At 37.2% G+C, this 17,134-nt stretch carries 18 protein-coding genes; 14 read left to right on the forward strand and 4 right to left on the reverse strand.

The window, feature by feature from the left end; genetic code table 11:
* The first annotated feature begins 571 nt into the window (after positions 1–571).
* Together AB3M96_RS18920 and AB3M96_RS18925 are read left to right on the forward strand one after the other, a co-directional pair.
* Positions 572–1,336, forward strand: a complete 765-nt coding sequence (locus AB3M96_RS18920; RefSeq protein WP_412969166.1) for a MerR family transcriptional regulator — start codon at positions 572–574, stop codon at positions 1,334–1,336.
* A gap of 122 nt (positions 1,337–1,458) precedes the next feature.
* Positions 1,459–2,004 carry a GNAT family N-acetyltransferase gene (locus tag AB3M96_RS18925; RefSeq protein WP_412969167.1) on the forward strand — a complete coding sequence of 182 codons (546 nt, stop codon included), beginning with the start codon at positions 1,459–1,461 and terminating at the stop codon, positions 2,002–2,004.
* Positions 2,005–2,058: 54 nt separating this feature from the next.
* Here the strand turns inward: AB3M96_RS18925 and AB3M96_RS18930 are convergent, their stop codons facing one another.
* The gene (locus AB3M96_RS18930; protein WP_412969168.1) at positions 2,059–3,258 is read right to left on the reverse strand and encodes an iron-containing alcohol dehydrogenase; all 1,200 of its coding nucleotides are present in this window, start codon (positions 3,256–3,258) and stop codon (positions 2,059–2,061) included.
* Between the two features lie 239 nt (positions 3,259–3,497).
* Between AB3M96_RS18930 and fdxA the strand changes: the two genes are divergently transcribed.
* The 4 genes from fdxA (at position 3,498) to AB3M96_RS18950 (ending at position 5,981) form a co-directional block, all read left to right on the forward strand.
* Positions 3,498–3,731 carry a 4Fe-4S ferredoxin gene (gene fdxA / locus AB3M96_RS18935; protein ID WP_412969169.1) on the forward strand — a complete coding sequence of 78 codons (234 nt, stop codon included), beginning with the start codon at positions 3,498–3,500 and terminating at the stop codon, positions 3,729–3,731.
* A gap of 184 nt (positions 3,732–3,915) precedes the next feature.
* A complete protein-coding gene (locus tag AB3M96_RS18940) occupies positions 3,916–4,758 on the forward strand; it encodes a 2OG-Fe(II) oxygenase (RefSeq protein WP_412969170.1) in 843 nt (280 codons plus the stop codon).
* Between the two features lie 143 nt (positions 4,759–4,901).
* Positions 4,902–5,396: a flavin reductase family protein gene (locus tag AB3M96_RS18945; RefSeq protein ID WP_412969171.1), complete on the forward strand. Its 495-nt coding sequence runs from the start codon at positions 4,902–4,904 to the stop codon at positions 5,394–5,396.
* Positions 5,397–5,570: 174 nt separating this feature from the next.
* Entirely contained in the window at positions 5,571–5,981 is a 411-nt protein-coding gene (locus AB3M96_RS18950; RefSeq protein WP_412969172.1) for a DUF1189 family protein, read from the forward strand.
* 34 nt (positions 5,982–6,015) lie between these two features.
* Here the strand turns inward: AB3M96_RS18950 and AB3M96_RS18955 are convergent, their stop codons facing one another.
* A complete protein-coding gene (locus tag AB3M96_RS18955; protein WP_412969173.1) occupies positions 6,016–6,693 on the reverse strand; it encodes a DUF421 domain-containing protein in 678 nt (225 codons plus the stop codon).
* Positions 6,694–6,746: 53 nt separating this feature from the next.
* Entirely contained in the window at positions 6,747–7,328 is a 582-nt protein-coding gene (locus AB3M96_RS18960; protein WP_412969174.1) for a YitT family protein, read from the reverse strand.
* A 104-nt stretch (positions 7,329–7,432) separates the two neighbouring features.
* Here AB3M96_RS18960 and AB3M96_RS18965 point away from each other — a divergent pair, with 104 nt between their 5' ends.
* The 3 genes from AB3M96_RS18965 to cls all read left to right on the forward strand — a co-directional run bounded on the left by AB3M96_RS18965 (position 7,433) and on the right by cls (position 10,285).
* Positions 7,433–7,726, forward strand: coding sequence for a DNA-binding protein (locus tag AB3M96_RS18965; RefSeq protein ID WP_412969175.1), 294 nt, complete (start codon positions 7,433–7,435; stop codon positions 7,724–7,726).
* 60 nt (positions 7,727–7,786) lie between these two features.
* Complete coding sequence (locus AB3M96_RS18970) at positions 7,787–8,644, forward strand: MBL fold metallo-hydrolase (protein WP_412969176.1); 858 nt, start codon at positions 7,787–7,789, stop codon at positions 8,642–8,644.
* A 189-nt stretch (positions 8,645–8,833) separates the two neighbouring features.
* Positions 8,834–10,285 carry a cardiolipin synthase gene (gene cls / locus AB3M96_RS18975; protein WP_412969177.1) on the forward strand — a complete coding sequence of 484 codons (1,452 nt, stop codon included), beginning with the start codon at positions 8,834–8,836 and terminating at the stop codon, positions 10,283–10,285.
* A gap of 503 nt (positions 10,286–10,788) precedes the next feature.
* Here the strand turns inward: cls and AB3M96_RS18980 are convergent.
* Positions 10,789–11,700: a nuclease-related domain-containing protein gene (locus tag AB3M96_RS18980; protein WP_412969178.1), complete on the reverse strand. Its 912-nt coding sequence runs from the start codon at positions 11,698–11,700 to the stop codon at positions 10,789–10,791.
* Positions 11,701–11,859: 159 nt separating this feature from the next.
* Between AB3M96_RS18980 and AB3M96_RS18985 the strand changes: the two genes are divergently transcribed.
* The 5 genes from AB3M96_RS18985 to AB3M96_RS19005 all read left to right on the forward strand — a co-directional run bounded on the left by AB3M96_RS18985 (position 11,860) and on the right by AB3M96_RS19005 (position 16,977).
* Entirely contained in the window at positions 11,860–12,462 is a 603-nt protein-coding gene (locus AB3M96_RS18985; RefSeq protein ID WP_412969227.1) for an undecaprenyl-diphosphatase, read from the forward strand.
* Between the two features lie 93 nt (positions 12,463–12,555).
* A complete protein-coding gene (locus AB3M96_RS18990) occupies positions 12,556–13,257 on the forward strand; it encodes a response regulator transcription factor (protein WP_412969179.1) in 702 nt (233 codons plus the stop codon).
* A complete protein-coding gene (locus tag AB3M96_RS18995) occupies positions 13,254–14,225 on the forward strand; it encodes a sensor histidine kinase (RefSeq protein WP_412969180.1) in 972 nt (323 codons plus the stop codon). The genes AB3M96_RS18990 and AB3M96_RS18995 overlap by 4 nt, the downstream gene beginning before the upstream one ends.
* A 102-nt stretch (positions 14,226–14,327) precedes the next feature.
* Entirely contained in the window at positions 14,328–15,098 is a 771-nt protein-coding gene (locus AB3M96_RS19000) for an ABC transporter ATP-binding protein (protein ID WP_412969181.1), read from the forward strand.
* Positions 15,073–16,977 (forward strand): FtsX-like permease family protein, encoded by a 1,905-nt coding sequence (locus AB3M96_RS19005; protein WP_412969182.1) that lies wholly within the window; start codon positions 15,073–15,075, stop codon positions 16,975–16,977. The genes AB3M96_RS19000 and AB3M96_RS19005 overlap by 26 nt, the downstream gene beginning before the upstream one ends.
* Positions 16,978–17,134 lie beyond the last annotated feature (157 nt).

Here is a 17,134-nt window from a genome sequence, read left to right on the forward strand (position 1 = left end):
CCCGTAAGTGAGATATACGGGTGGTGCTCCGGGTGAAATGAGGTGAAGCGGCACCCGCAAGAGAGATATACGAGTGGTGCTCGGGGTGAAATATGGTGAAGCGGCACCCGTAAGTGAGATATACGGGTGGTGCTTGAGGTGAAATATGGTGAAGCGGCACCCGTAAGTGAGATATACGGGAGGTGCTTGAGGTGAAATATGGTGAAGCGGCACCCGTAAGTGAGATATACGGGTGGTGCTCCGGGTGAAATGAGGTGAAGCGGCACCCGCAAGAGAGATATACGAGTGGAGCTCGAGGTGAATATGGTGAAGCGGCACCCGCAAGAGAGATATTCTGGTAGTGCTCGAGGTGAAATATGGTGAAGCGGCACCAGCAAGAGAGAAATGTGGGTGGTGCTCGAGGTGAAATATGGCCTAGCACTACCCGCAGGAACCATAAACAAACGCCACTAATTCCCCCTACCCTTTATGTATTAAGCATTCAGCGTATCATATAATAAAAAAATAAATTTAGGTGTTGACCTTTACGTTGCGTAAATGTGTAAAGTTGAGGTATCAGGGAGGTGTGCAGATGGAATATACAGTACAAAAACTAGCAAAGTTAGCGGGTGTCAGTTCCAGAACATTGCGGTATTATGATGAAATTGGAATTCTTAAGCCGGCAAGAACTAATTCGTCAGGGTATCGTATTTATGGACAGAATGAAGTTAATCGTCTGCAGCAAATACTCTTTTACCGGGAATTAGGTATTGGCTTAGAAGATATAAAAAATATTGTTACAGATCCTAATTTTGATGATACCAAAGCGTTAAAAGAGCATAGAGAACGTCTCCTTGAGAAGCAAAATCAATTAGAGAAATTGATTTTAAATGTAGAAAAAACAATTGCTCAATATGAAGGGAGAATGACTATGTCTGATAAAGAAAAGTTTGAAGGCTTTAAGAAAAAGGCACTTGAAGAAAACGAGAAAAAATACGGAAACGAAATACGTGAGAAGTATGGGGAAGAAACAGTTAAGAAGTCTAACGATAAATTTATGAATATGACCCCAGAACAGCATGAGGAAGCTACTAAAATTGAAGCAGAAATGAAAGAAACCTTGGCGAATGCAATCCAAACTGCAGACCCAGCTGGAGAGTTAGGGCAAAGGGCAGCCGAATTGCATAAGCAGTGGCTCATGTTTTATTGGCCGCAATATAGTAAAGAGGCACATGCTGGATTAGCGCAAATGTATGTAGATGATGAAAGATTCACTGCATACTATGATAAAGAACAACCTGGAACTGCGGAGTTCTTACGTGATGCTGTTCATATTTTTACTGGACAGAAAAAGTAGACGAATACAATTTTACAAGTCTTAAGGAATACATTGAATACCGCCAATCTTGGCGGTATTTGTTTTTACAAGAGTATTTTTTTGTTAGACTTACTATATAACTACTAAAGGGGCGAGTGAATATGGATAACAGTTTCCCGGTACTAAAGACAGAGCGGTTAGTCTTAAGACAGATCACTGAACAAGATAGTATGGATATGATGGAGTATTTATCAGACCCAGAGGTAATGAAATATTATGGGTTGCAGCCTTTTCATTCTAAGCAAGAAGCATTAGATGAAGTGGAGTGGTACACGAATATATTCCAAACAAATGTAGGAATACGTTGGGGGATTACGCTAGCTGGTCAGGACAAATTGATTGGCTCTTGTGGTTTTCTTAACAGAGATAAACGACATCACCGGACAGATATTGGGTATGAACTAGCAAGAGAATATTGGAATAAGGGAATTATGGCTGAAGCAATAAAAGCTGTTGTTACCTATGGCTATACAAATTATGAGATTAATAGAGTACAAGCATTAGTTGAGCCTGAAAATATGGCTTCCCGACGTTTGCTCGAAAAGGTAGGGTTTAAGGAAGAAGGACTGCTTTACGAATATGAGTTTTCAAATGGCAAGTATGATGATCTTATCATGTATTCATTACTAAAAAAGAATTTCCTTTAACAATAGGGACAAAAAAGAACCCTTGTAAAATCACGAGGGTTCTATCTATATATATTACTCACTTATCATATTATAGAGTGCTTTTAAGTCATCTCTTGAGAAAATCATTGGTACTGGGTAAAGAGGGTTAGCCTCTTTGTATGCACGTTCTACCATTAGTAGTATGTCGCTTTCTTTAATTCCACTTATTTTTTCTGGTATATTCATTTTTTGATTTAGTTCTCTAATTGCACGTATTAATGCATTAGCCTTTTGTTCGTCGGTATCAGTAGATTTTCCAATACCCACTAATTCCGCTAGCTCTGCCAAAGGTTTATGAACAGAACTTCCGTAGTAATCAAGTACATAAGGTAAAATAACTGCATTTGCCAACCCATGTGGAACTGAGTAAAATCCGCCAAGCGTATGAGCTATAGCATGTACGTATCCTACAAATGCACGTGTGAATGCAGCACCAGCTAAATAAGCAGCTTTTTGCATATTAGATCGTGCTTCTAGATTTGTTCCGTTTGAATATGCTTCATAGATATTTTCAAAGATTAGCTTCACAGCTTCTTTGCTATATTGTATTGTCTCAGGTGTATTACTTCTTCCTATGTAAGCCTCTACCGCATGTGTAAGTGCATCGATACCTGTTGTAGATGTAATATGTGGAGGGAGCTTCAATGTTAGTAGCGGGTCAAGTACAGCGACATGAGGAATTAGAGCCATATCATTAACCGCGTACTTTTCATGTGTTTGACTATTCGAAATAACCGCAGCAACAGTCGCTTCACTACCTGTACCAGCCGTTGTGGGAACAGCAAAAAGTGGCGGGATGTCTTTCTTTACCTTCAACTGCCCTTTTAACTGAGAGATAGACTTATCAGGTCTGGCAATCCGAGCACCCACACCTTTTGCACAATCAATAGGAGATCCACCTCCAAAAGCAATGATTCCCTGGCAGTGATTTTTCTTATACAAACTTAAAGCTTCTTCAATATTATCAATAGTAGGGTTAGGGACTGTTTTATCATAAATCACATAGGATATCCCTTCATTTTTTAAGCTGTTAAGCAATTCATCCATTAAACCAATTGATACGATTCCCATATCAGTAACGATTAAAACGCTTTCAATATTTTGTTTTTTAATCATTCCTGGAAGTAATTGAATGCTCCCTTCACCTTCAACTAATTCAGGATTTCTCCATGGAAGAAAGTTTGAGGCTACTTTGAACACTTTTTGGTATGACCGACAATACAATTTATACATGATAAGACCTCGCTTTTTGCATTATTACTTAACTAATTCGTAACAGAGGGGGAATATTCCTTTTTTGATACAAGTAGTTCCAAAAATAATATGGTTTTCCTAGAATGATAGGAACGCATTAGTATAGCTTGGAAATCCTTATTTGGGAGTAGTCAAATCCGCATATTTCCTGGACTTGTAACATAGTGTGTAGTAACCACTAGTAATTCCTGTGTTACTAAAAGCTTGGGAGGGATAGAATGGCTTATGTAATTACATCTCCTTGTCGGAATGAAAAAGCGGCAGAATGTGTAGAGGTGTGTCCGGTAGAGTGTATTGAACAAGGAGACGACCAATACTATATTAATGCTGATGTTTGTATTGATTGCGGAGCGTGTGTCTCAGTATGCCCGGTTGATGCGATCTATCATGAAGAAGAGGTTCCGGATGATGAGGTTGCCTTAATTGAAAAGGCAAGAGAGTTTTTTGGGTAAGTTTTTATAAAAAACAATATAGGTAGGATGCAAGTAACTGCTTATGTGGTTACTTTTTATTTTTTTAATCATGTAATCTTTGGAAAAGGTTGAAATGTTACCACTATTTGTATTTTTTATATTAAAATAAGACTATCGAGAAAATGAGAAACTGTAGAGCAAATGGGCTAAAGGAGAGTTGGATATGGAGAAAACAAACCAAATTCCAGGTGCGCTTATGGATTGGATTATTAAAACCTTAAACAGTGGTGTAAATCCAGAGGCAATTGTAGATGCAATGATACGCAAAGGTTATGATGCAAGGCTATCTTATACTACCCTATTTCGAATCGTAGGAAATAAACCAATTGAATCTCCAGGTGTACAAGCTCCTTATGAATACGAGCAGCCCGAAATTGATAAAAAGGGACATGTTATCAAAACAAGTGATCGAATCGTTAAAGTGCTTTCTAAGATAGAGCAACCTTATATTTTACATATGGATAATTTCTTAAGCGAAGAAGAGTGTGATGCTCTAATTCAACAATCCAAAGATCGACTAAAACCCTCAACTGTTATTGACCAAAAAACGGGTGAAGAAAAAGCTGCAACAGGAAGAACCAGCAAGGGTATGTATTTTACACTTGGTGAAAATGAAGTAATAACCAAAATTGAAAATAGAATTGCAGAAATTACAGAATATCCACGTGGAAATGGAGAAGGTCTGCAAGTTTTAAATTATGGAATTGGAGAGGAATATAAAAGACACTTCGATTATTTTCCGTCAAATAAAGTTGACCCTGCTAAAGGGGGACAACGTGTTGGGACATTTCTCATGTATTTAAATGATGTAGAATCAGGCGGAGAAACTGTATTTCCAAAAGCGGGTGTATCAATAGTTCCAAAGAAAGGTTCAGCCGTGTATTTCCAATATGGAAATAGCAAGGGGCAGGTGGATAAAATGTCATTGCATTCATCTATCCCGGTATCTGATGGAGAAAAGTGGGTTGCAACAAAATGGATTCGCCAAGGAAATATTTACGGGTGAGTATGTTTGATTATTTCGATTTGCTCGAATGCAAACAATTAGAAATGTTGTTACAATAGTGATATAGTAAAAATAGCTTTGTGAATTCGATTTTTTTAGTGAAAATGAATAAATACGTATCAACCAGAGAAAGGTGTGTGACTATGGATAATAATACGAATGTAACAAAATTTAAAGAAGTAATGGGTAATTATCCAACTGGAGTTACCGTTGTAACAACAACAGACGAAAATGGTGTTCCATTAGGACTTACTGTAAATTCTTTTGCATCTGTTTCATTGGATCCGCTACTCATTTTATGGTCTATCGATAAACGAGTTTCTTCTTACGAGCCGTTTATTAAGTCAGATAAATTTGCTGTGCATGTTTTAGCGGGAGATCAAGGAGATATTTGTGCTTTATTTGCTAGTAAAGGAACAGATCGCTTTGGTAACTGCGAATGGACGTTATCAGATCATAATCTTCCAATTGTTTCCGGCGCTGCGGGAGTACTTCAATGTAAGACTTTTAAAACAATTGATGCAGGAGACCATACGATTCTAATCGGGGAAGTAGTAGATATAGAGAATCATAGCAAAGAACCACTTCTTTACCATAATCGAAAGTTCGGACACATTCCTGAAGAATTTTATAAATAAGTATCTGTGAAAAAAGATACCTTTCTTTACATAGAAAGGTGTCTTTTGTATTGTAAAAGAATAACGTGAATAAGTAAGGATTGGCGAGTGGTTATTGTGAAACTCATATCTACTTTTATAGATTGCATTAAATTACCTAATAAGACTGCAATGAAGCGCTTGAATCGGCTTGAAATGCGGAACACGATTCTGTTTTTGCTTACTCTTTTATTCATACTTGCTTTGCCTATAGAGATAAACTTGCTCTTAGATGATTCCTTTAAAGAAAGTGATATCCCACAAAACATCTATATTATTCAAGTCCTAATCTTTTACCCGTTTTTCATGTTGTTTTTAGGATTAGCAGGCATCACTCTTTTGGCGGGAGTAGGAGTCGTAATTAGTAAAATGGTTCACAGGAATATAAAGTTTCAATTACTCTGGAAATTGAGCGCATTTGCATTAACAAAACCCATTCTCCTTTTTGCACTTTTTGACCAGGTATTCGCCCTTAACTGGATAGTCAACGTACTAATAGTAGGGTATTTATTCTGGATAATCATACGAATAATTCTGCATTACCCAAGAAGACAAGTGAAGGCATAGATATGTATGAATCGGGCAGATGCTCGGTTCTTTTTTATTTGTCATCAGTCCTTTTTACAATGTTTAGCTTTTTCGTTTTTTCATTCACATACGCATATATAATTTCCTTTACTTGGAGAGTTTCCTTATCTAAATGGTCTAATAGCCACTTTTCTGACTTACCAAGCAACTTGAGGTTTCTATGTTGTAACCGTCCGTCAATGATTACTGCAATCGGTAAGCCTTCATCATCGATAGAAATCGAAAGATGCTGGACGGTTACAGGTGTATTTTCAGGTTTTGGAATGATACTAACTTCACCGATTGGTTCAAGTATGGCATATTCGATATCAGCAATTTTCGGATAACCTTTGCTTCGTAAAATAGATAGTAGCTGTGATATAGAAAGTCTGGATTTTTCAATATTATCTTCAAGTATTTGTCCATTTTTGATTAGTAGTGTTGGCTCGCCTAAAAAGAATCGGTTGCCCCATTGCCATAACGTTAAATAGGAGAAAAGGATATGAAGGCCAACGACTACACCTAGTGCATACAAGGTAGGTTTAAATTCAGTACTGATTAAAGGTTCCGAAACTACAGTACCTACGATAATAATTGCAACTAAGTCGTAAGGTGTCATTTGGATGATAGTTGATTTGCCCATTAAACGCATGCTGGCTATGGTTAATAAATATAAGACAAATGCTTTTACAAGTAGAATCAATGTAAACACCTCAAAATTAGGATGATAGTTACATGATTCCCTAATAGAAGACCGATATCCCATTATTTAGGGAGGTTCCAAGTGCTAATCGTTGTGGAAAGACCAACGAAAGTAATTGTAATGAAGGAAAGAAAAAAGGTCTCTTTTGAAATTAATAAGCCACCCAAAGATATGACAACAGCATCGATGATAAAAATCATAATCCCCACATTCACATTTAAAATTTTAGATAAAAATTGGGCGAGTAAATCAGTGCCACCAGTGCTTGTCTCTTGTCGTAGCATGATTCCAATTCCAAGGCCAACAAAAACCCCTCCTATAACGGAGCTTAGGATTGGAGCTAGCCCGAGTTTAGAAAAGAGATTTCGTGTAGCCATAATATCGATAATAAAAGAAGAAAATAACATGCCATGTAAGCTATTGAAAAAGTACGCTTTATTAAATATCCATGCTATTACAAAAATAGGAACACTTAAAAAAATAATAGCAAGCCCAGCTTTTACACCGGTTATATAATGTAAAATGAGGCCAAGTCCGATTACCCCACCATCTAGGACCTTGAATGGTACTAAAAAGAGATTAATGCCTATCGCAAGTAACAGACTTCCTACAAGAATTGCCAAAGCCTTTTTTGCAACCTTCATTGTATACCAACTCCAAATTGGACATGTTTTAGTATATGAATGGAGTGGAAATCCTAGAATTTTTTTAAAAGTAATAGAATAATAAAGGGAGAGGAGGAGATGTAATGGGCTTGTTATTTTTAGGAATTGGAATAGCGTTAGCGGGATATTTCATTGGAGACGGTATGAAAAATTTTAATAACCCGCAAGCAAAAGGAGTTTTAGAACATTTAGAGGAAGATGACTTAGACGAATTAATTAAAGAGAAAGACATTCATTATTATATTGGAGTATCAAAGGAGGATGCCAAACAGTTAGTAAGTGAACATCCAGATATTCCGCATATCGTATTGAATGGCACCGTTTATTATCCGAAAACAAAACTCCGCAAATGGCTTCTTGATTTAGGGGATAAATAATTTAATATCCTGCGAGAGAAACTAATCCTTGTATATTGTAATACAAGGAGGAGGATATCGATGGATAACGAAATGCAGTACGGTAGTGACTATAAAATGATACCGGCAACTTCAATAGGTAGCGGAGTTGGTATTCAAGTCTTACCCGATTTATATACTCACACCATTCAAGTAGTGAATTTTATGTTAGTAGGGGAGCCAAATTCAGATGATTTTGTCGTAATTGATGCGGCAATGCCTGAATCAGCAGATGAGATTATCTCGGTGACAGAGGAACGATTTGGTGCAAATAGTCGTCCAAAGGCAATCATTTTAACTCACGGTCATTTTGACCACGTTGGTGCTATTATTGAGTTGATTAATCACTGGAAGGTACCTGTTTTTGCTCATGAATTGGAAATGCCGTTTTTAACTGGACAACAGAGCTATCCAGAACCCGATCCAACTGTCGAGGGAGGGTTAGTAGCAAAAATGTCTCCAATTTTTCCTAATGAGCCTATTAATTTAGGTAGTCATGTTGAGAAATTACCTGCTGACGGAACTGTCCCTCATCTACCGGAGTTTAAATGGATACATACCCCGGGACATTCTCCAGGTCATATTTCCTTGTTTCGCGAGAGAGATCGAGCTCTAATTGTTGGAGATGCATTTGTAACGGTTAAACAAGAGTCATTGTATAAAGTATTTACACAAGAACAAGAAATAAGCGGGCCACCTAGATACCTGACGACAGATTGGAAGGCAGCAAAAAAATCGGTAGAAACATTGGCAAACCTAAATCCTGCCGTTGCCGTTACCGGACATGGCTTACCGATGACAGGCGAAACTTTAACATACAATCTGAAAAAATTAGTTAGCGAATTTGACAAAATTGCGGTTCCAGATTACGGGAAGTATGTTGATGGGAAATTACATTAAGTATTAGTAGAAACATATATAGAAAGTAGGAAAACCTGGTTGTTAGGCCAGGCTTTCTTGTTTTAGAATTGAAATAATATGCATATATTTTCCACTACTGGATTTATTAAGTTCATTTTATTACATAAATTTTGCTATCTATAGTATATTTGATACTAATGAATGATTACTGTGAGAGAGGGTAATAGAATGAACATCTCTTCTATTTTGCTCGGCTTGGTCATTATATTAAATATCGTATTTGCCGTCATTGTTATTTTTCGTGAAAGAAGAGATGCAAGCTCTACTTGGGCTTGGTTATTAGTCCTGTTCTTTATTCCGTTGGCTGGCTTTATTTTATATCTATTAATAGGCAGAAATTTGAGTCGCGACCATCTATTTCAATGGGAAGACCTGCAGGAAATCGGAATAGAGAAAATGTTGGAGTCACAGCTTAATGAGCTAAGAACCAATGAGTTTCAGTTTGGTAGTCAAGTGTCAGGAAGGCATAAAGACCTTATTTATATGAATCTAATAAACGACCAGGCCATTTTTACTGAAAATAATACAGTTGAGTTGTTTACAGACGGAACAGAAAAGTTTAATCGATTGTTTAGGGATATTCTAAAAGCAAAAGAGTCCATCCATTTACAATATTACATAATAAAAAATGATAGATTAGGGAAAAAGCTTATGGAAGCTCTCACAAATAAGGTGAGGGAAGGTGTAAAAGTTCGCGTCCTTTACGACGAGCTTGGTTCCCGTAAACTGACAAAGCGGTTTTTTAGAGAGTTCCGTGAAGCGGGTGGGCAAGTTGAAGTGTTTTTCCCATCTAAATTACGTTTTCTCAATCTACGTCTAAACTTTAGAAATCACCGGAAGCTTGTTATCATTGACGGAAAAATAGGATATGTTGGTGGTTTTAACGTTGGAGATGAATATCTGGGATTAAACAGGAGATTCGGTTACTGGCGAGATACCCATCTGCGGATTACGGGCAGAGCCGTTAATGCAATGCAGGCTCGATTCATCTTGGACTGGAACCAGGCTTCAAGACATTTTGATATAACCTATGCACCGGAACTGTTTTCTGAAGATAATGGAAAAAAAGGGAACGTAGGAATTCAGATTGTAACAAGCGGACCTGATTCGGAATTCGAGCAAATTAAGAATGGCTATATCCGAATGATTTTTTCTGCAAAAAAATCAATCTACATCCAAACACCATACTTCATCCCTGACAAAAGCTTGTTGGATGCGCTTAGGATTGCATGTCTGTCTGGCATAGAAGTAAATATTATGATTCCGGATAAACCAGATCACCCATTTGTGTACTGGGCAACGCTCTCCCATATCGGGGAGCTGCTTCATATCGGAGCCAATGTCTACATTTACAGTAATGGGTTCATCCACTCGAAATCAATTGTAGTCGATGAAGAAATCTCATCAGTAGGAACGGCCAACATCGATGTCCGCAGCTTTAGACTGAATTTCGAAGTGAATGCCTTCTTATACGATGAAGCCATCTCTAAAAAACTAACCGAGATCTTCAAAGAAGACATCAAACTATCCAAACTACTGACCTATGAGCAATACAAGCAACGCAATTTAAAAGTGAGATTTAAGGAATCAATTTCTAGGCTGTTGTCACCGATTTTGTAGGTGGCGGGAAACACTCGGGGTACTGTCTCTTTTGGGGGCGGGGGGTGCGGCGGGTGTTTTTTGGTTTTGTGGTTTTGTGGTTCTAATCGCCCGAGAAAGCATGTAGAGTTGAATCTCGGTCGATAAGAGCGGTTCTAACAGCCCGAGAAAGCATGTGGAGCCGAATCTCGGTCGATAAGAGCGGTTCTAACTGCCCGAGAAAGGATGCAGAGCCAAATCTCGGTCGATAAGAACGGTTCTAACTGCCCGAGAAAGGATGCGGAATTGAATCTCGGTCGATAAGAACGGTTCTAACTGCCCGAGAAAGGATGCGGAGCCAAATCTCGGTCGATAAGAGCGGTTCTAATCGCCCGAGAAAGGATGCAGAGCCAAATCTCGGTCGATAAGAGCGGTTCTAATCGCCCGAGAAAGCATGTGGAGTAGAATCTCGGTCGATAAGAACGAGTCTAACTGCTTGAGATAGCATGCATAACCGAACCTCGGTCGATTGAAAGTATAAAACACTATTCCTTTACGTAATACGTAAATCTCTTATCTCCAATTTGTTTAAAATTCGTTGCTAAAATCCTTTTAATTTGCTTTTTGGGTCCAATCCCCCCACACCAATCATAAACAACATTAGTTGTAAGTTTTCTTTCAGGAAAAAGCAGCCTAAACTCTTCTATATTCCTAAGTACTGCCGAATCTACTGTTTCGCAACAACCGCATTTTTTACAAATAAGGTTTATTCTATTTAAGTTGCAAAAAACCCCCCCACACCCCAAACAAGTCATCCCCTTCTTAAGTCCATCATATGTATACGCTGGCAGATTGGAAAACGGAGAATCTGTTATATGCATGGCAACTAACTTTTTTGCTAGATTGTGATGTTTTTGGTTTAGTTTAGATGGGTTTTTTTCTATCTTTTCCAGGAATTTGGTAAGTTGTGTAGGGAAGATAACAGGGACATTCTTTGGAGTTTGGTATAAGGTGAATTCAGGGTTAACGAAGACAACGTTAGCTTCAATGGGAAGTGTAATTCCTGCTTTTTGGAGTAGTTGACGTAGGAGAGATGCACTTCGTTGTAATTGTAGCAAGGGGTTTTTTACTTCTATTTCGGAAAATGTGAGCAGTTTGTCACCTTCAAGGTAATAATCACCTTCGAAATTTTTCACTTCAAAAAGGTATATATGGGTTTGGGCAATGAGGAGTGTATCGATTTGGAAGAGGGTGTTGTTATACTCAAGCAGCAAGTCGTGGATGATAATCCTATCATTAGACAGTTTTTCGATGCTAGCAGCAAATAGTTTCTCTCCTTCAAATCCTTTTTCTAGATTGTAGTAGTATTGTTTTTCTTTTGCAGAGGTGTTCATGCGGTTGTTTATGATCCGTAGTAAAATTAGTTCCTTTGATTCAATGAGGGGTTTATAAATCATATTCCACTTCCTTTCTTATTTACTTACTAGTATCATAGACCACTTGCTACTAACTGTCTAACAAATCTTACAAAACTGTAATGAAATGTAATCTGCATCCATATTTCTACTTATAAAAAACAACTATATTCTTCTTAGCGATATTCATAAGGAGGATAAATTGAAATGATGGAATTGAATGAAGAGTGGTTCTTCAAAATAAACAATCTTGGGAAAGAGTACCCGCATTTAGATCAGGTCGCTGTTTTCACAGCAGAATATATGGTGTTTTTTCTTGCTCTTGCGGCATTGATCTATTGGTTTACGAGGATAAAGCAAAACAGAATAATGGTCATAAATGCAGCAATTGCTTTTATACTAGCTGAAGTAGTAGGAAAAGTAGCGGGGATGTTCCACTCCAATCAACAGCCGTTTGCGGAGCTATCCAATGTAAACCAGTTAATTGAAAAAGCGATAGACAACTCGTTTCCAAGTGATCACACAATTTTATTCTTTTCATTTTGCTTTACATTCTTCCTTTACCATAGAAAGAGTGGGGTAATCTGGATAGGTCTTGCTCTCCTTGCTGGTATCTCAAGGATTTGGGTAGGTGTCCATTATCCAATGGACATACTTGTCGGAGCACTTATAGCAATTATCGCAGCACTAATAACTTACGTGTCAGTACCGAAAATTAAGTTAGTCCCAAAACTGTTAGCTTTCTATGAAAAAGTAGAAAACATCATCTGGCCTCAAACTCAAGCTAAGACAAAAAACTACTAATTAGCGTGGTCCATCACTCGGGCCACTTTTTTCTTTCCTAAAAATTAACTATTCGTTACAATCGAGGTAGTTAGATAACGAAGGGGTAGAGCCATGTTTAAGATACTGATCATTGAAGATGATAAACAGCTTGTTCGTTTGTTAGGGGAGCATTTAGAAAAATTCGGATTTGAAACAAAGGGAATCGTTAATTTTGAAAATGTAGTAGCTGAGTTTGAGGTTTTTTCACCACATCTTGTGTTATTAGATGTTAATTTGCCGAGATTTGATGGCTATTTTTGGTGTAGACAAATTCGGAACAAGTCTACCTGCCCAATTCTCTTTATTTCGGCGAGAGATGGCAAAATGGATCAGGTAATGGCACTGGAAAATGGGGCGGACGATTATATTACAAAGCCATTTGATTATGAATTAGTTACTGCAAAAATAAATAGTCAGCTTCGCCGAGCGTATGGTTCCTATGCAAGCAATCAAAATGGCCGTAGCATAACAGTATCTGGATTAACTCTCGATGTGGAACGATTGACATTAACTTTAGATGGTAACTCAATTGAGCTCAGTCATACTGAGGCGATTATTTTAGATGAATTGATGCAAAAACACGAACGGGTAGTGAGCAGGGACACTCTACTAGAAAAGATTTGGGATGATCAAGTATTTGTGGACGATAATACACTTAATGTATATGTGACCAGGGTACGTAAAAAACTTACTGCTTTGCAGATTAATGATGCAATACAAACGATTCGTGGACAAGGGTATCGTTTGTTAAAAACATGGGGGACTGAGGAATGAAATTATTTATTCGCGAGCAGTTCCCTCTTATTTTTATTTACATCATACAATTAGTCGTTATATCTATTATTTTTTTCCTAGACGGGTACAGGAATTTTAGCATTATTTTATATGCTGCCTTATTAAGCTCAGTATTATTTGCGGGTTATCTTATATATCGCTATCTAAGAAATCGTAATTTTTACAAGCGATTAGAGCAACCTTTTACTTCACTAGATGAGTTTACGAACATTGATCAAAATTCACCGCTTGGTGACGCGCTCCATCAGCTTCTTGATAGCCAGTTCCGTTTATATAGAACAGATTTACATACGTATAAAAACAAACTGGATCACCATATCCAATTTATTAACCAATGGGTTCATCAAATGAAAACACCGGTGTCTGTTTTGCATTTGATGGTCCAAAATGAAGATGATCCACGTTCATCGGCAATTAAAGATGAAATCGATAGATTACAAAAGGGTTTAGAATTAGTCCTCTATACCGCAAGATTAGATACATTTGAACGTGATTTTTATGTAGAAATGCTAGATTTAGAAAAAGTGGTACGTAAAGCAACTTCTAACCAAAAACGGCTATTTATTAGGAATCGAATCTTTCCGGTAATTGATATAGAAAAACAACTAATCATTACCTCTGATGAAAAATGGCTATCGTTTGTGATTAATCAGTTACTTACAAATGCCATTCGCTATACCAAAAAGGAAAATGCCAAAATACACTTTAGAGCATATACTCGTGGCATAAACAAAGTACTTGAAATTGAAGATGAAGGTGTGGGAATACCGCCTGGTGATTTAACAAGAGTATTTGATCCATACTTTACTGGTGAGAACGGCAGGTCATTTCAAGAATCAACAGGCATGGGCCTTTATCTATCAAAAGAGATCTGCGAAAAGCTTGGTCACCGGATTGAACTTGAATCAACTGTAGGACAGGGTACGATTGTGCGTATTTTCTTTTAGTAATCTTACAAATCTGTAAGAAAACTGTAAGCCTATTAAGTGGTTGTAATAGCAGGATAATAGGTAAAATTAGGATAGAAAAAAGCACAAGGAGTGAAAGTGATGCCAGTTTTAGATGTAAAAAGAATTGAAAAAATATATAGTGGGCAAGTTTCTCATAAAGCCCTTGATTCTATTAACTTCTCTGTTGAAAAAGGCGAATTTGTTGGAATTATGGGGCCTTCTGGAAGCGGAAAAACGACACTATTAAATTTAATTGCTACGATCGATAAACCAACATCTGGCGAGGTTTTTATCAACCAGCAAAATCCACATCAGCTAAATAGAAAGAAAACCGCATTGTTTAGACGCCATGAACTTGGATTTGTATTTCAGCATTTTAATCTATTAGATTCGTTAACTGTTGAAGAAAACATTGTGCTACCTTTAACCCTGGATGGAGTAAGTGTTAAGGAAATGGATCGAAAGCTGTTAGAGGTTGCCAAAAAGCTAGGGATTGATTCTATTCTGAAAAAGCGCACCTATGAGATTTCTGGTGGTCAAATGCAACGAACTGCAATTGCGAGGTCAATTATTCATGCTCCTTCTCTTGTATTAGCTGATGAACCGACTGGTAATCTGGATTCCAAATCATCAAGAGATGTGATGGAGACTTTTTCAACAATTAACAAAGATGATGGAACGACAATCCTAATGGTTACACATGATGCAGTAGCTGCGAGCTACTGTCACCGGGTCATTTTTATTAAAGACGGTCGCTTATATAACGAAATTTATCGTGGTGATAATCGCCAGGCCTTTTTCCAAAAAATCATTGATATGCTTGCACTGTTAGGAGGGGACAGCAGTGACCTTTCCACAGTTCGTCTATAGAAATGTCGTACGTAACAAACGTACCTATGCAGCTTATTTTCTAAGCAGTGCGTTTTCAGTGTTAATCTTCTTTGTGTATGCGTTGTTTATTTTTCATCCTGATATTAAAAGTGGTGTAACAGCTGGGCTTGCTATTCAGATGATGGTGATAGCTGAGGTCCTTATGTATGTGTTTTCGTTTCTTTTTGTACTATATTCTGTAAGTACATTTTTAAAGTCACGTAAACATGAGTTCGGTATTTTAATGATGCACGGGATGACCCGCCCTCAATTGAACGGTATGGTATTTTTAGAAAATATGATTATTGGTTTTGGGGCAATTATTGTAGGTATTGCAACCGGATTACTTACGGGGAAACTCTTTTTAATGGTGGGTTCCAACATGATTGGAATTGAACAACTGCCATTTTACTTTTCTAAAAAGGCTATAGGGTTAACAGTTGGAGCGTTTCTTTTATTATTTTTATCAATATCATTATTTACAACGATACTTGTAAAAAGTAATAAGTTAATTGATTTATTTCAAGCTGGACAAAAGCCAAAAAAGGAACCAAAAGTATCGATTGCTCTTTCTATTTTGTCTGCGTTACTATTAATTGTAAGTTATTATTTAGCAGCTACTTCCACATTGCATACAATGCTATTTAGGATGTTACCAGTAATTGCGATGACAACAGTTGGGACGTACTTTTTTTATACCCAGTTATCAGTTTTTTTAATAAGGCTCGTAAAAAGAAGCCGTTTCTTTTTCTGGAAAAAAACCAATATCGTTACGATTTCTAACTTAGCATACCGATTAAAGGATAATGCTAGAATGTTTTTTATGGTAACGATTGTATCTGCGGTGGCTTTTTGTGCAGTAGGTGCCTTATCCTCCACTAAGGTTCTAACGGATCAGTCCCAAGTGGAGTTTCCAGCAGAAATTAGTTATTTAGCAATTGATGATAAACCAATCCATCAACAAAATTTACAACAAATTGAACAAGAACTACAGGAAAGAGGTATTTCATATACTTCCAATCAGGTCCCTGTGAAGGTAGTAGATATTCAATCCTCAACCACAAAGTATCCGGAAAAAGAGTTAGTTGTTATAAGGTTTTCTGACTATAAGATTATAGCGCAGGAAGCAGGCTATGAGTTTACCGAAGCGGATTTAACTGGGAATGAAGTAGCTTTTATAAGACAGTCTGTTCTTGAACAATATCTGCCTGAAACCTATGTTTTAGAGCAGAATCATATTGAAATTGCTCCAAGTCATATGACTGAGCACGTTGTAATGCCATTTCAGTTAATTGAAAATGAAGGTGTTGTTGTAAGTGATGAGTTATATGAAAAGTTAGATGCACATCATACTGAAACCTTTTATGGTTTTTACACGAATGAAGTAGAGAATACAGATGGAATGTTAGACAATCTAGTAGAAGAAGGACTGGCGTATTCTTCTGAGGAAAACCCGTATTCCATTATTGTTAGAGGTACAATTAATGAGAAGATGCTGAGCATGTATCGAATGATGTTTTTCGTAGCATTATTAGTAGGAGCCGTATTTTTCCTAGCGGCAGGTAGCTTCCTTTATTTCCGATTATATGCAGATTTAGAATATGATACGAGGCAATACCTGACTATCAAAAAGATTGGGTTAACTGACCAGGAGCTTACTAAAATTGTAACGAATCAATTAGCTTTATTATTTTTTGTACCAATTGCCTTGGCGTTTGTGCACAGTGGTTTTGCTTTCGCAGCGTTACAAAGCTTTTACCAATTATCAATAGCTACGGAAGTAATCCTTGTACTTGCTGCATTTTTAGTAGCTCAAATTCTTTACTTCTTTTTCATTCGTTATCGGTATTTAAAAAAATTGAAAAAGGCATTAATCTAAGATTGAAAAAACCGTTCAACATCATTTGGACGGTTTTTTGGTGGATATTTTACAAAGGATAAGCGCAATATATAAAGAATATAATTAAAATTTACAAATTATTTTGAAATTTAGTCTTGAACTTTTAAAATGGATGGACTATAATCAGTTTTAACTT

Source organism: Ferdinandcohnia jepli (assembly GCF_047246645.1).
Classification (GTDB): Bacteria; Bacillota; Bacilli; order Bacillales; family Bacillaceae_L; genus Ferdinandcohnia.

Coding starts and splice junctions, on each gene's coding strand:
- AB3M96_RS18925 (WP_412969167.1), top strand. CDS start 1,459: ATGGATAACAGTTTCCCGGTACTAAAGACAGAGCGGTTAGTCTTAAGA.
- AB3M96_RS18945 (WP_412969171.1), top strand. CDS start 4,902: ATGGATAATAATACGAATGTAACAAAATTTAAAGAAGTAATGGGTAAT.
- AB3M96_RS18920 (WP_412969166.1), top strand. CDS start 572: ATGGAATATACAGTACAAAAACTAGCAAAGTTAGCGGGTGTCAGTTCC.
- AB3M96_RS18990 (WP_412969179.1), top strand. CDS start 12,556: ATGTTTAAGATACTGATCATTGAAGATGATAAACAGCTTGTTCGTTTG.
- AB3M96_RS18980 (WP_412969178.1), bottom strand. CDS start 11,700: ATGATTTATAAACCCCTCATTGAATCAAAGGAACTAATTTTACTACGG.
- AB3M96_RS18940 (WP_412969170.1), top strand. CDS start 3,916: ATGGAGAAAACAAACCAAATTCCAGGTGCGCTTATGGATTGGATTATT.
- AB3M96_RS18930 (WP_412969168.1), bottom strand. CDS start 3,258: ATGTATAAATTGTATTGTCGGTCATACCAAAAAGTGTTCAAAGTAGCC.
- AB3M96_RS18965 (WP_412969175.1), top strand. CDS start 7,433: ATGGGCTTGTTATTTTTAGGAATTGGAATAGCGTTAGCGGGATATTTC.
- AB3M96_RS18995 (WP_412969180.1), top strand. CDS start 13,254: ATGAAATTATTTATTCGCGAGCAGTTCCCTCTTATTTTTATTTACATC.
- AB3M96_RS18950 (WP_412969172.1), top strand. CDS start 5,571: ATGCGGAACACGATTCTGTTTTTGCTTACTCTTTTATTCATACTTGCT.
- AB3M96_RS18960 (WP_412969174.1), bottom strand. CDS start 7,328: ATGAAGGTTGCAAAAAAGGCTTTGGCAATTCTTGTAGGAAGTCTGTTA.
- AB3M96_RS19000 (WP_412969181.1), top strand. CDS start 14,328: ATGCCAGTTTTAGATGTAAAAAGAATTGAAAAAATATATAGTGGGCAA.
- AB3M96_RS18970 (WP_412969176.1), top strand. CDS start 7,787: ATGGATAACGAAATGCAGTACGGTAGTGACTATAAAATGATACCGGCA.
- fdxA (WP_412969169.1), top strand. CDS start 3,498: ATGGCTTATGTAATTACATCTCCTTGTCGGAATGAAAAAGCGGCAGAA.
- cls (WP_412969177.1), top strand. CDS start 8,834: ATGAACATCTCTTCTATTTTGCTCGGCTTGGTCATTATATTAAATATC.